General features: G+C 64.6%; 9 protein-coding genes. 4 read left to right on the top strand and 5 right to left on the bottom strand.

The genetic code is table 11. The features are described from left to right. A partial coding sequence (locus tag ACQR0W_RS33405; protein WP_434840906.1) for a transposase occupies window positions 1-499 on the top strand: 499 nt, incomplete at its 5' end. A gap of 165 nt (window positions 500-664) precedes the next feature. Here the strand turns inward: ACQR0W_RS33405 and hyi are convergent. The 5 genes from hyi to ACQR0W_RS33380 all read right to left on the bottom strand — a co-directional run bounded on the left by hyi (window position 665) and on the right by ACQR0W_RS33380 (window position 8939). Beyond that, window positions 665-1456, bottom strand: coding sequence for a hydroxypyruvate isomerase (gene hyi, locus ACQR0W_RS33400; RefSeq protein WP_315754559.1), 792 nt, complete (start codon window positions 1454-1456; stop codon window positions 665-667). A gap of 34 nt (window positions 1457-1490) precedes the next feature. Then, window positions 1491-3278, bottom strand: a complete 1788-nt coding sequence (gcl, locus tag ACQR0W_RS33395; protein ID WP_315828561.1) for a glyoxylate carboligase — start codon at window positions 3276-3278, stop codon at window positions 1491-1493. A 171-nt stretch (window positions 3279-3449) separates the two neighbouring features. Beyond that, window positions 3450-5252: an adenine deaminase gene (locus tag ACQR0W_RS33390; protein ID WP_316171120.1), complete on the bottom strand. Its 1803-nt coding sequence runs from the start codon at window positions 5250-5252 to the stop codon at window positions 3450-3452. A 595-nt stretch (window positions 5253-5847) separates the two neighbouring features. Beyond that, window positions 5848-6669, bottom strand: coding sequence for an IclR family transcriptional regulator (locus ACQR0W_RS33385; RefSeq protein ID WP_316171121.1), 822 nt, complete (start codon window positions 6667-6669; stop codon window positions 5848-5850). Between the two features lie 128 nt (window positions 6670-6797). Next, window positions 6798-8939: an acetate--CoA ligase family protein gene (locus ACQR0W_RS33380; protein WP_316171122.1), complete on the bottom strand. Its 2142-nt coding sequence runs from the start codon at window positions 8937-8939 to the stop codon at window positions 6798-6800. A 188-nt stretch (window positions 8940-9127) separates the two neighbouring features. On the opposite strand from ACQR0W_RS33380, the gene ACQR0W_RS33375 reads away from it, so the two are divergent. The 3 genes from ACQR0W_RS33375 to frc all read left to right on the top strand — a co-directional run bounded on the left by ACQR0W_RS33375 (window position 9128) and on the right by frc (window position 12998). Beyond that, complete coding sequence (locus ACQR0W_RS33375; protein ID WP_315718407.1) at window positions 9128-9859, top strand: GntR family transcriptional regulator; 732 nt, start codon at window positions 9128-9130, stop codon at window positions 9857-9859. Between the two features lie 61 nt (window positions 9860-9920). After that, the gene (oxc, locus tag ACQR0W_RS33370) at window positions 9921-11654 is read left to right on the top strand and encodes an oxalyl-CoA decarboxylase (protein ID WP_315754568.1); all 1734 of its coding nucleotides are present in this window, start codon (window positions 9921-9923) and stop codon (window positions 11652-11654) included. Between the two features lie 66 nt (window positions 11655-11720). Then, complete coding sequence (gene frc / locus ACQR0W_RS33365) at window positions 11721-12998, top strand: formyl-CoA transferase (protein WP_315718405.1); 1278 nt, start codon at window positions 11721-11723, stop codon at window positions 12996-12998. Window positions 12999-13324 lie beyond the last annotated feature (326 nt).

Below are 13324 nucleotides of genomic sequence, written 5' to 3'. Positions count from 1 at the left end.
GCACGGGATCGAGCCGCACGTGACCGTCTTCGACAAGTCGGCCCGCACCGACGGGACCTTCTCGCGTGAGGCCTTCATCTACGACCATACCGGGGACATTTATCGCTGCCCCGCTGGCAAGACCCTCACCACCACAGGGACGCTGGTGAACAACGATACGACGGTCCTCTACCGTGCGAGCAAGCACGATTGTCAAGCATGCTCTCTCAGGAGCAGGTGTTGCCCAAACACACCGGCTCGAAAAGTGCCGCGCTCGATCTACGAGGGCGCTCGCGACATGGCACGCGAGATCGCAAGCTCGTGGGAAGGCAGCACTTCACGCCGGCTCCGCAAGAAGATCAAGATGCTGTTCGCGCATCTCAAGCGCATTCTCAAGCTCGATCGCCTGCGACTAAGAGGGCCGAACGGCGCACGCGACGAGTTCACCCTCGCGGCAGCCGCTCAGAACCTTCGTAAGATGGCCAAGCTGATCCCAATGCCCGCACCGACGCCTGCGTGAACCCCACCAAGCCATCTCATCCAAGAAACAGCAGTTGTTCACGACGAAACTGTCGCCTACTTTTTCAACGGAATCGGCCCAACGCGGACTTTTCAGCCGACGCCGGCGACGTCGGCTCGCAGACATTAACTGGAAAAGGCCGGTGAAGGGACCAAGGAATCAAGCTCAGCTCGCGGGAACGACCGCGCGGTCCGTCAGCCAACCCAAGCCCTCTCCCGTCGTCGTCCGCGGCTTGTACTCGCAGCCGATCCAGCCGGGGTAGCCGATCGCGTCGAGATGGCGGAACAGGAAGGCGTAGTTGATCTCGCCGGTGCCGGGCTCGTGGCGGCCCGGATTGTCGGCGAGCTGGATGTGGGCGATGCGGGCGAGATGCTTCTGCATCGTGCGGGCGAGATCGCCCTCCATGATCTGCATGTGGTAGATGTCGTACTGGACGAACAGATTGTCGGACTCGACCTCCGAGATCAGCTGAAGCGCTTGTGCCGTGCGGTTGAGGACAAAGCCGGGAATGTCGAGCGTGTTGATCGGCTCGATCAGCAGCTTGATCCCCTGCGCCTTCAGCGCGGTCGCGGCGAAGCGCAGGTTGCGGACCAGCACCTGGTTGAGCTCGCGCGGATCGGCATCTTCGGGCGCGATGCCGACGAGGCAGTTGAGCTGGCGGCAATCCAGCGCCTTCGCATACTCGATCGCACGACGCACCCCGTCGCGGAATTCGTCGACGCGATCCGGCAGGATGGCGATGCCGCGCTCGCCCGCGGCCCAATTGCCGGCGGGCAGATTGTGCAGCACCTGCGTCAGCCCGTGGCGCGCGAGCTGCTCGCGCAGCTCGGCCTTGTCGAAATCATACGGGAACAGATATTCGACGCCGCCGAAGCCGGCCGCCTTGGCGGCGGCGAAGCGGTCGAGGAACGGCAGCTCGTTGAACAGCATCGTGAGGTTGGCGGCAAAGCGCGGCATGTCATGGGTCCTCGACTGAGTGCGATGGCTGCGGTCAAGCCGGCTGCAAGGTGCGCGCCGGCTCGGCCGGCGTCTCGTCGACCGGCAGATCGAGCACCTCCTCGAACTCCACGACGTTGTCGATCTCGGTACCCATCGCGATGTTGGTGACGCGTTCGAGCACGAACTCGACCACGACAGGCACCTGGTATTCCGCCATCCATTCGCGCGCGGTCGCGAACGCAGCCTGCGCCTGGCGCGGGTCGGTGACGCGGATCGCCTTGCAGCCGAGGCCCTGCGCGACCGCGACGTGGTCGACGCCATAGCCGCCGACCTCCGGCGCGTTGATGTTCTCGAACGAGAGCTGCACCTGATAGTCCATCGAGAAGCCGCGTTGCGCCTGGCGTATGAGGCCGAGATAGGCATTGTTCACGACGACGTGGATGTAAGGCAGGTTGAACTGCGCGCCGACCGCGAGCTCCTCGATCAGGAACTGGAAGTCGTAGTCGCCGGAGAGCGCGACGATCTCGCGCCTGGGATCGGCGGCGCGGACGCCGAGCGCGGCCGGCAGGGTCCAGCCGAGCGGCCCCGCCTGCCCCGCATTGATCCAGTGGCGCGGATGGTTGACGCTGAGGAACTGCGCGCCGCCGATCTGCGACAGGCCGATGACGCTGACATAGCAGGTGTCGCGGCCGAACGCCTTGTTCATCTCATGATAGACGCGCTGCGGCTTGATCGGCACCTGATCGAAATCGCTGCGCCGGAGCATCGTGCGCTTGCGATCCTGGCACGCCGCCGGCCACGCCTGCCGTTCGCGCAGTCTGCCCGCCTTGCGCCACTCGCGTGCGACGGTGATGAACAGCTCGAGCGCCGCCTTGGCGTCCGAAACGATGCCGAGATCGGGATTGAACACGCGGCCGATCTGGGTCGGCTCGATGTCGACATGCACGAAGCTGCGCCCCTTGGTGTAGGTCTCGAGCGATCCGGTGTGGCGGTTGGCCCAGCGGTTGCCGATGCCGAGCACGAAATCGGACTCCAGGAAATTGGCGTTGCCATAGCGATGGCTGGTCTGCAGGCCGACCATGCCGGCCATCAGCACGTGATCGTCAGGAATGGCGCCCCACCCCATCAAGGTCGGCACGACAGGCACGTTGACGGTCTCGGCGAAGGTGACGAGCAGATCGCTGGCATCGGCGTTGATGATGCCGCCGCCGGCGACGATCAGCGGGCGCTCCGCGGCATTGAGCATCTCCAGCGCCTTCTCGATCTGCTTGCGGCTCGCCGCGGGCTTGTAGACCGGCAGCGGCGTGTATGTCTCGTCGTCGAACTCGATCTCGGCGAGCTGCACGTCGAGCGGCAGGTCGATCAGCACCGGTCCCGGGCGGCCGGAGCGCATGATGTGGAAAGCCTGGCTGAACACGCGCGGGACGAGGCCGGGCTCGCGCACCGTCACCGCCCATTTGGTCACGGGCTTGGCGATCTGCTCGATGTCGACGGCCTGGAAATCCTCCTTGTGGAGCCGCGCGCGCGGCGCCTGGCCGGTGATGCAGAGGATTGGAATGGAGTCTGCGATCGCCGAATAGAGCCCGGTGATCATGTCGGTGCCGGCCGGGCCCGAGGTGCCGATGCACACGCCGATGTTGCCGGCCTTGGCGCGGGTGTAGCCCTCGGCCATGTGCGAGGCGCCCTCGACGTGGCGGGCGAGAATGTGGCGGATCGAGCCGCGCCGTTGCAGCGCGGAATACAGCGGATTGATCGCCGCGCCAGGAACGCCGAAGGCGCAGTCAACGCCTTCCTTCTCCAAGATTCGCACCGCAGCATCGATCGCCCGCATCTTCGCCATCTCGCGCTTCCTCTTTTGGTTGATGCGCGAGGATCGCTGCTGACGGCTGCGATCTCAATTCAGTCGTCGATTTTTCCCACGATGCGGCACGCTCGGCAAAACACGGGTGGCCTCAGTTAGTTAGGACGACAAACAGCTGACATGTCCTAACAGCATGACGGTTCGATGGTGCTATTCGAACAGCGGCGCAAGCTCCATCTGCGGCACCAGCACGAGGCCCTTGTCGGTGATACGAATTTCCGGAATGACCGATAGAGGAATCAAATTGAAGCCCATGTAGGGAATGGTGCAGCCGGCTTCCGCCCATTCCTTCTTGAGCAGCTTCACCTCCTCGGCGACCTCGGTGACGCGCTTGTCCGACAACAGGCCGGCGATCGGCAATGGAACCATCGCCCGCACCTTGCCGTCGGCCACGACGCAGACGCCGCCCTGCTGCGCGCCGATCGCGGCGACGGCGGCCTGCATGTCGGCCTCGTTGGTGCCGGCGACGATGATGTTGTGGCTGTCATGGCCGACGCTGGAGGCGACGGCGCCGCGCTTGAGGCCGAAGTCCTTCAAGAGCCCGTGCGCGACATTGCCGGCCGACTTGCCGTGGCGCTCGATCACGGCGACGAAGCAGAGACCGTAGCGCGCAAACAGCGTCTCCCAATCGTTGGCCGGCTCGATCGCGACCTTGTCGTGGATCAGCGTGATGCCGGGCAGCGCCGTCTTGATCGCATTGACGGTGCAGGCCTTGGTGGGCAGCTCCGGCGTCAGCGTCACCTTGGCCGGCAGCTTCACCGTGGCATAGGCCGCCTTCGGGTACTGATAGCGCTGCGACAGCGCCTGATCGAGACGCGGCGTGATCTTGCCTTTGTCCACCACCAGCTCGCCGCCATACCAGGTCGATTGCGGCTTCAGGCCGTCGTCGAGCAGCACCAGATCGGCGCGGCGGCCACCGCCGAGACCGCCGATCTCGCCATCCATCGCAAAGCGCGTCGCGCCGTGCAGCGAGCCCATCGACCACGCCTGCTCCGGCGACATCCCCGCCTTCACCGCCTCGCGCACCACCCAGTCGAGGCCGAACAGCATGAGATCATCGGCATCGCGATCGTCGGTGCACACGGCGGTGCGCTTGTGCGAGGCGCCGAGCTCGGTGACGGTGCGGATCGCCTGCGGCAGGCTGTGCCACGGCGTCGTCGGCGGACCACCGCGCAGAAAGATCCAGACGCCGGCATCGAGCAGGTCGTCGGCGATGTCGCGGTCGATCGCCTCATGCGTATCGGTGACGCCGCTCGCGGCATAGGCCGCGACGAACTCGCGGCCATAGACATGCCCGGACACCGGCCGTCCGCGCTGCAAAGCCGCCGCAAGGATGGCATGGCTGCGCTCGTCGCCCATGCAGACCGGCACGAAATCCATCTTCTCGCCGAGCGCGACCGCCTCCGGCCAGCGATCGAACAGGCCGGCGATCTTGTCCGGCGTGAGATCGCCGCCCGCCGTCTCCAGCGCCGCCGAGGTCGCCGGCACGGTCGAGGGCACGGTGAGGAAGATCGACAGCGGCGCCTGCCGCGCATCCTCCAGCATCGCCTCAACGCCGGCGACGTCCATGACGTTGCCGATCTCGTGGCTGTCGCAGAAGATCGTCGTGGTGCCGTTGAGCAGCGCAGCCTCGGCATAGGCGCAGGCCGTCACCATCGAGGATTCGATGTGGATGTGCGGATCGACGAGGCCGGGCGCGATGATGCCGCCGGCCGCGTCGTAGATCGCGAACCCGCTCGGTATCGCCTTGTGCGCCCCGGCCGGCTTCACCGCCGCGACGCGCCCGCCGGTGATCCACAGCTCGCGGTTCGGGAGAATGCGCTCCGAATAGGTCGACAGCACGCGGGCGCCGGTGATGACGAGATCGGGTGCGGCGCGACCCGATGCGACGTCGGCGAGCCGCCGCGTCATGGTGTGCAGGGGGCCGACCGAGAAGCGCGTGAGTTTGGTCATGCGGTGAACTCGCTGAACGTGCTGGCCTATTGCGGCGGGATCGTTGCGCGACGTCGCGGCCCCCGCAAGCCCAAATAGGCTAGCGACCTGCTCACGTCTTGAGCATACGCGGGGGAACGACCGTGCCGATCGGGTTCGAGGGCAACAAGTCGGCGGGTAAGCGCCTCACGCAATCAACTCACGCCTATAAAGAGGAATCTAGTCGATGAAGGAAGTTGTAACTGCGGGACAAGCTAGCATCATAGTGGTTGGTCGCAGATTTTAGCTTATCCTGTTGACCCCGGCCTATGACTTCCGAAGTTTGACACTAGATTTCGGATTTTCGGTTGACATTTCGTTCCTGTTATGTTCAAATGATCGTCCATTTCGGCAAGTCGTTTGAGCAAATGGTGAAAAAGTTTGCACTCCCCCTTAGATTGTGTTGCAAGGAAGCATTAGGCTCTCAACCTCTTCCCGTTCTGCAATTGCAGCCAAAAGTGTAGATAGATTTCTCCTGTCGGATAGAAAATGGGGGTGACCTCTAAGGTCCCCCCACTCGACCGAGCTATTTATCTCGTGGTCCCCGCTATATTCGGCGTAGTTCCGAACGCCAAAGCTAGTCAGGCTGCGCCACGCCCCGGAGCGCCGCCGTCAGCTCCCCTGCGATATCCCGCACCATTCCCCCGACCACCGGCACCCGCTCCTCCGTCAACCGGCTCGCCAGGCCGGACACCGAGATCGCGGCCACCGGCTCGCGGCAGGAATCGTGGACGACGGCGGCGATGCAGCGCAGGCCGAGCCTCGCCTCCTCGTCGTCGACGGCGTAGCCCTGGCGGCGGATGGTTTCGAGCTCGCGAAACAGGTCGCTGGCGCGGATGATCGATTTCTCGGTCAGGCGCGGCATGCCCTGGCGGTGGATGATGGCGTTGACGTCATCGTCGGAATAGGTCGCGAGCACCGCCTTGCCCATGCCGGAGGCGACCATCGGAAGGCGGCCGCCGACCTTGGTCAACGAGCGCATGATCTCGCGGCTCTCGAGCCGCAGCAGCACCATCAGCGATTCATCGTCGACGACGGCGAGATTGGCGGTCTCGCGCGACTGATCGCGCAGGCGGCGCAGATAGGGAATGGCGAGCGCGACGAAATTGCGCCGGCGGGTGAAGGTGGCGCCGACCGCAAAGCTCTGCGCGCCGACGTGCCATTTCGATTCCATGCGGTCGAACTGGACGAAGCGGCGCTTCTCGAGCGTGGTCAGCAGCCGATGCACGGTGGAGGTGGAGAGCCCGGCACGGACGGCGAGATCGCTCAGGCGATAGCCCTCGTCGTCCTCGGCGAGAATTTCCAGGATCTGCAGCGCGCGGCCGACGGATTGCACGCCGCCGTCGCGGGGCTCGGCCGCGGCATCCGGGCGTGGCTCGATCGTCTTGCGACGGATCACGTGGCGCCTCTCTGCGCCACACCTCTGAAGGCGGCGCCGTTCTCGGACGGACGGATCTTGCTACGTCACGCTATCAAAGAAAGTGCCGCCCCGGCGGGACGCCGGAGCGGCATTCGCATCGATTTGACTTAGAGCAGGCCCGCGCCGCGCGCCCACTTGTACTTGGCGCCGAGCACCTCGACCGGCAGTTCGGTCGAGTACGCATAGGCCGGGATGCCGTTCTGGTAGAGATATTCGGCGGCCTCCTCGACCTCGACGTCGCCGGCGAGCGAGGCGACGATCGGCTTGACGAAGCCCTTGGCCTCCATCTCCTTCTTCACCTCGACCATGTTGCGGGCGAACACCATCGGCGGGGTCACGATCGTGTGCCAGTAGCCGAGGATCAGCGCGTGGATGCGGTCGTCCGACAGGCCGAGCTTGACCGTGTTCACATAGGTGATCGGCGGCTCGCCGCCGGTGATGTCGACCGGGTTGCCGGCGGCACCGAACGGCGGGATGAACTTGCGGAAGGCGGCATCGAGGTCGGCCGGCATGGTCATCAGCGATAGGCCGTTGTCGACGACGGCGTCGGAGAGCAGCACGCCCGAGCCGCCGGCGCCGGTGATGATGAGGACGTTCTCACCCTTCGGCGTCGGCAGCACCGGCACGCCACGGGCAAACTCGAGCAGCTGGCGCAGCGAGCGGGCACGGATGACGCCCGACTGCTTCAGCACGTCCTCATAGATCTTGTCGTTGCCGGCGAGCGCGCCGGTGTGCGACGAGGCCGCCTTGGCGCCAGCCGAGGTGCGGCCGGCCTTGAGCACGATGACCGGCTTCTTCTTGGAGACGCGCTTGGCGGCTTCCGCAAAGGCGCGGCCGTCCTTGAGGTCCTCGCAGTGCTGCGCGATCAGGTTGGTGTTGGGGTCCTGCTCGAAGAAGGCGAGCAGATCGTCCTCGTCGATATCGGACTTGTTGCCGAGGCCGACGATGGCAGACACACCCATTTTCGCCGAGCGCGAAAAACCGATGATCGCCATGCCGATGCCGCCCGACTGCGACGACAGCGCCGCGTGGCCCTTGACGTCGTAGGCGGTGCAGAAGGTCGCGCAGAGATTGGCCGGCGTGTAGTAGAAGCCGTAGATGTTCGGCCCCATCAGGCGGACATTGTACTTCTTGCCGATCTCGACGATCTCAGCCTGCAGCTCCGGCTCGTTGGCTTCGGCAAAGCCCGAGGGAATCAGCACCGCGCCGGGGATCTGCTTCTCGCCGCATTCGGTCAGCGCGCCGGCGACGAACTTGGCGGGGATCGCGAACACCGCCGTGTCGATCACGCCGGGCACGTCCTTGACGCTCTTGTAGGCCTTGTAGCCGAGGATCTCGGAGGCCTTCGGGTGGATCGGGTAGATCTGGCCCTTGTAGCCGCCGTTGATCAGGTTCTTCATCACGGAGTTGCCGATCTTGCCGTCCTCGGCGGAGGCGCCGATCACGGCGACCGCCTGGGGCTTCATGATGCGGTTCATCGCGGTGACGATTTCCTCGTTCGAGCGCGGCGCCGGACGGGGCTTGTAGTCGAAATCGACGACGATGCGGACGTCGGCCGCAATCGCGCCGGTCTTGGTCGCGAACACCGGATTGAGGTCGAGCTCGACGATTTCAGGGAAATCGCTGACCAGCTTCGACACCTTGACGATGACGTCCGCCAGCGCCTCGCGGCTCACGGCATCGCCGCCGCGCACGCCCTTCAACATTTCGTGGGCTTGGATGCCGTCGAGCATCGACAGGGCATCGTCCTTGGTCGCGGGGGCGAGGCGGAATGTCACATCCTTCAGCACCTCGACCAGCACGCCGCCGAGGCCGAAGGCCACCAGCTTGCCGAACGAACCGTCGGTGATCGAACCGACGATCACCTCGGTACCGCCGGTCAGCATCTGCTGCACCTGGATGCCTTCGATCTTGGCGTCGGCCTTGTACTTCTTCGCATTCGCGAGAATGGTCTCATACGCTGTCTTCGCATCGTCGGCAGTCTTGACGCCGACAATGACGCCGCCGGCTTCCGTCTTATGCAGAATGTCCGGCGAGACGATCTTCATCACGACCGGAAAACCCATGTCGCCCGCGAGCTTGGCCGCCTCGGCCGCAGACTTCGCCAGGCCCTCCTTCGGCACCGGAATGCCGTAGGCGTCGCACACGATCTTGCCTTCGGGCGCGGTGAGGCTGGTGCGTTTATCCGCCTTCACACGATCGAGAACGTCTCGGATCGTGGCCTTGGCATTCGGGATGGCGTCAGACATCGGGGCTTCCTCCTGGAGATTGCTGGTCGTTTATGGCATTTGGTATGCCAGACGCAAACTTTGTCAAGCGCGACGAAGATGTGGACACGCTGAAAAAGCTCGCAGCTTGACATCCTGGCATCTGGTATGCCAAAAAACTTGGACGCAAAATGCTGTAAACAAGCATCTCCCAAGGAGAGGAGACGGTCTTGTCTACAGAAAAAACGAACAAGGCATTGCCCATCATGGCCGAGGCCGACATCGCGATCGCTCGCATCGCCCCGGAGACGAGCTTCAAGAATAAGGCCTATGAGGCCTTGAAAGAAGCCATTCTGAAGATGGACATCTACGCCTCGCCCGAGCCTGTCATGCTCGACGAGCGCGCTCTCTCCGAGCGCCTCGGTGTCAGCCGCACGCCCATTCGCGAAGCGATCGCGATGCTGGAGCAGGACGGCTTCGTGAAGACCGTGCCGCGCCGTGGCATCGTCGTGGTGCGCCGGACCAAGAGCGAGATCGTCGACATGATCCGCGCCTGGGCGGCGCTTGAGAGCATGGCGGCGCGGCTGATCACGACGATCGCGCGCAAGAAGGACATCTCGGCGCTGCGCGACTACTTCAAGGACTTCGGCAAGGACCGCCCGCCGCAGGAGCACGTCGAGGAGTATTCCAAGGCGAACATCGCGTTTCATCAGGCGCTGATCTCGCTGTCGGAATCGCCCGTGTTGGTCGACATGACCAACGACATCCTGCTGCACGTGCGCGGCTATCGCCAGCTCACGATCGGGCGCACCGATCGTATCGCGGCCTCCCTGCCCGAGCATCTCGCGATCATCGAGGCGCTGGAGGAACGCAACACCGAGCTCGCCGAGAAGCGCGCCCGTGATCACACGCTGGGCCTCGCGACCTATGTCGAGACGCACGGCCAGGAATTATTCAGCTGACAGGTTCAAACAGAAGAAGACGCCGCAAAGCGCCTTCGTAGACGACCAGGGAGAGAGGCGCATGGCGCAGACTGCTGTTAAGACCGAGGCACCCGACACGCACGAGGAGCTCACGGACGGTTTTCATCTCGTCATCGACGCGATGAAGCTGAACGGGATCGACACGATCTACAACGTGCCGGGCATTCCGATCACCGATCTCGGTCGCATGGCGCAGGCTGAAGGCATCCGCGTGCTCTCCTTCCGTCACGAGCAGAACGCCGGCTACGCCGCCGCGATCGCCGGCTTCCTCACCAAGAAGCCGGGCGTCTGCCTCACCGTCTCCGCTCCCGGCTTTCTCAACGGACTCACTGCGCTCGCGCATGCGACGACGAACTGCTTCCCGATGATCCTGGTCTCGGGCTCCTCGGAGCGAGAGATCGTCGACCTTCAGCAGGGCGACTATGAAGAGATGGATCAGCTCGCGATCGCCAAGCCGCTGTGCAAGGCGGCGTTCCGCGTGCTGCACGCCCAGGACATCGGCATCGGCTTCGCCCGCGCGATCCGCGCCGCCGTCTCGGGACGTCCGGGCGGCGTCTATCTCGACCTGCCGGCAAAGCTGTTCGGCCAGGTGATGAACGCGCAAGCCGGCGCGGCCTCACTGGTCAAGGTGATCGATCCGGCCCCGGCGCAGATCCCCTCGCCCGACTCGGTGAAGCGCGCGCTCGATCTGTTGAAGAACGCGAAACGTCCGCTGATCATCCTCGGCAAGGGCGCGGCCTACGCGCAGGCCGACGAGGCGATCAAGACCTTCGTCGAGAAGAGCGGCGTGCCGTTCCTGCCGATGAGCATGGCCAAGGGCCTGCTGCCCGACCTGCATCCGCAGTGCGCCGGCGCGGCGCGCTCGACCGTGCTGAAGGACTCCGACGTCGTCATGCTGATCGGCGCCCGCCTCAACTGGCTGTTGTCGCACGGCAAGGGCAAGAGCTGGGGCGAACAGCCGAAGAAGTTCATCCAGGTCGACATCGAGCCGAAGGAGATGGACTCCAACGTCGAGATCGCGGCCCCCGTGGTCGGCGACATCGGCTCGGTCGTCACGGCTTTCAGCGAGGCGATGGGCAGCAACTGGCCCAAGGCTTCGGTCGAGTGGCTGAGCGCGGTGCAGAAGAAGCGCGAGGACAACGTCGCCAAGATGGCGCCGCGGCTGATGAACAACAACTCACCGATGGACTATCACGGCGCGCTCGGCGTGCTCCGCACCATCATCAAGGAGCGTCCGGACGCGATCCTGGTCAACGAGGGCGCCAACACGCTCGACCTCGCCCGCGGCGTCATCGACATGTACCAGCCGCGCAAGCGCCTCGACGTCGGCACCTGGGGTGTCATGGGCATCGGCATGGGCTCGGCGATCGCCGCCGCCGTCGAGACCGGTAAGCCGGTGCTGGCGATCGAGGGCGACAGCGCCTTCGGCTTCTCCGGCATGGAGGTCGAGACGATCTGTCGCTACAATCTTCCGATCTGCGTCGTTATCTTCAACAACGACGGCATCTATCGCGGCACCGACCAGAACTCGGCGGGCGACGACCCGGCGACCACCGTGTTCGTCAAGGGCGCGCGCTATGACAAGATGATGGAGGCCTTCGGCGGCGTTGGCGTCAACGCGACCTCGCCAGACGAGCTGAAGCGCGCCGTCAACGAAGCGATGGATTCCGGCAAGCCGACCTTGATCAACGCCGTGATCGATCCTGCTGCGGGATCCGAGAGCGGCCGTATCGGCAACCTCAATCCGCAGAGCGTGCTGACGAAGAAGAAGTAAAGGCCACCCGCAAGGACATCAGATGCCCGCTGTCGCGGGATGACCAATCGTTACGGAGAGCAAGACATGACCAAGGCGCTCGAGGGCGTTCGCATTCTCGATTTCACCCACGTCCAGTCCGGACCGACCTGCACGCAGCTGCTGGCCTGGTTCGGCGCCGACGTGATCAAGGTCGAGCGGCCGGGCGTGGGTGACATCACCCGCGGCCAGCTTCAGGACATTCCCAACGTGGACAGCCTCTATTTCACGATGCTGAACCACAACAAGCGGTCGATCACGCTCGACACCAAGAACCCCAAGGGCAAGGAGGTTCTGACCGAGCTGATCAAGAAGTGCGACGTGCTGGTCGAGAATTTCGGCCCCGGCGTGCTCGATCGCATGGGCTTCCCCTGGGAGAAGATCCAGGCGATCAACCCGAAGATGATCGTCGCCTCGATCAAGGGCTTCGGCCCTGGTCCCTACGAGGACTGCAAGGTCTATGAGAACGTCGCGCAGTGCACCGGCGGCGCCGCCTCGACCACCGGCTTCCGTGACGGCCTGCCGCTGGTCACCGGCGCGCAGATCGGCGATTCCGGCACCGGCCTGCACCTCGCCCTCGGCATCGTCACCGCGCTCTATCAGCGCACCCACACCGGCCGTGGCCAGCGCGTCACCGCCGCGATGCAGGACGGCGTCTTGAACCTCTGCCGCGTCAAGCTGCGCGACCAGCAGCGCCTCGAGCACGGCCCGCTCAAGGAATACAGCCAGTTCGGCGAGGGCGTGCCGTTCGGCGACGCCGTGCCGCGCGCCGGCAATGATTCCGGCGGCGGCCAGCCCGGTCGCATCCTGAAGTGCAAGGGCTGGGAAACCGACCCGAACGCCTACATCTACTTCATCACCCAGGCTCCGGTCTGGGAGAAGATCTGCGACGTGATCGGCGAGCCGACCTGGAAGACCGACCCGAACTACGCCAAGCCCGCTGCCCGCCTGCCGCGCCTGAACGAGATCTTCGGCCGGATCGAGCAGTGGACCATGACCAAGACCAAGTTCGAGGCCATGGACATCTTGAACGAGTTCGACATCCCCTGCGGCCCGATCCTGTCGATGAAGGAGATCGCCGAGGACGAGTCGCTGCGCAAGACCGGCACCCTGGTCGAGGTCGACCACCCGACCCGCGGCAAGTATCTCTCGGTCGGCAACCCGATCAAGCTGTCGGACAGCCCGGCCGACGTCACGCGCTCGCCGCTGCTCGGCGAGCACACCGACGAGATCCTGCGCCAGGTGCTGGGCTTCAGCGACCACCAGGTCGCCGAGATCCACGACTCCGGCGCCCTCGATCCGCCGCGCAAGGAGGCGGCGGAGTAAGCGGCGGTTAGCGCCAGAGAAGACAGGTGCGGCGCGATTGCCGTCGCACATGCCTCCCATCGACATCAAGCCGCCGGCATCCTCCGGCGGCTTTCGATTGTCGCATTCGGCGAGTGAACCTCTCCACCCCACGGTAACCTTGGTCTCGGCCTCCGGCGATGATCGCGCCCAGATCGAGAATGTCTGCTAGCCAGAACGCCGCGGACGTGGCGCAGTCGTCGGCGGCTCGACTGCTTTTGACCCTGGCTATGTGAAAACGCTGCGCGGCTGTTATGATTCTCCAGTGATTCTTTTGGGGGAATCGATGAGGCGCTTCGTTGAAGAGG

Origin of the sequence: Bradyrhizobium sp. HKCCYLRH1034 (assembly GCF_051168375.1) — a bacterium.
Lineage (GTDB): Bacteria > Pseudomonadota > Alphaproteobacteria > Rhizobiales > Xanthobacteraceae > Bradyrhizobium.
This window is presented reverse-complemented; position numbering and strand designations above follow the sequence as displayed.

Coding starts and splice junctions, on each gene's coding strand:
- hyi (WP_315754559.1), bottom strand. CDS start 1,456: ATGCCGCGCTTTGCCGCCAACCTCACGATGCTGTTCAACGAGCTGCCG.
- gcl (WP_315828561.1), bottom strand. CDS start 3,278: ATGGCGAAGATGCGGGCGATCGATGCTGCGGTGCGAATCTTGGAGAAG.
- ACQR0W_RS33390 (WP_316171120.1), bottom strand. CDS start 5,252: ATGACCAAACTCACGCGCTTCTCGGTCGGCCCCCTGCACACCATGACG.
- ACQR0W_RS33380 (WP_316171122.1), bottom strand. CDS start 8,939: ATGTCTGACGCCATCCCGAATGCCAAGGCCACGATCCGAGACGTTCTC.
- oxc (WP_315754568.1), top strand. CDS start 9,921: ATGGCGCAGACTGCTGTTAAGACCGAGGCACCCGACACGCACGAGGAG.
- frc (WP_315718405.1), top strand. CDS start 11,721: ATGACCAAGGCGCTCGAGGGCGTTCGCATTCTCGATTTCACCCACGTC.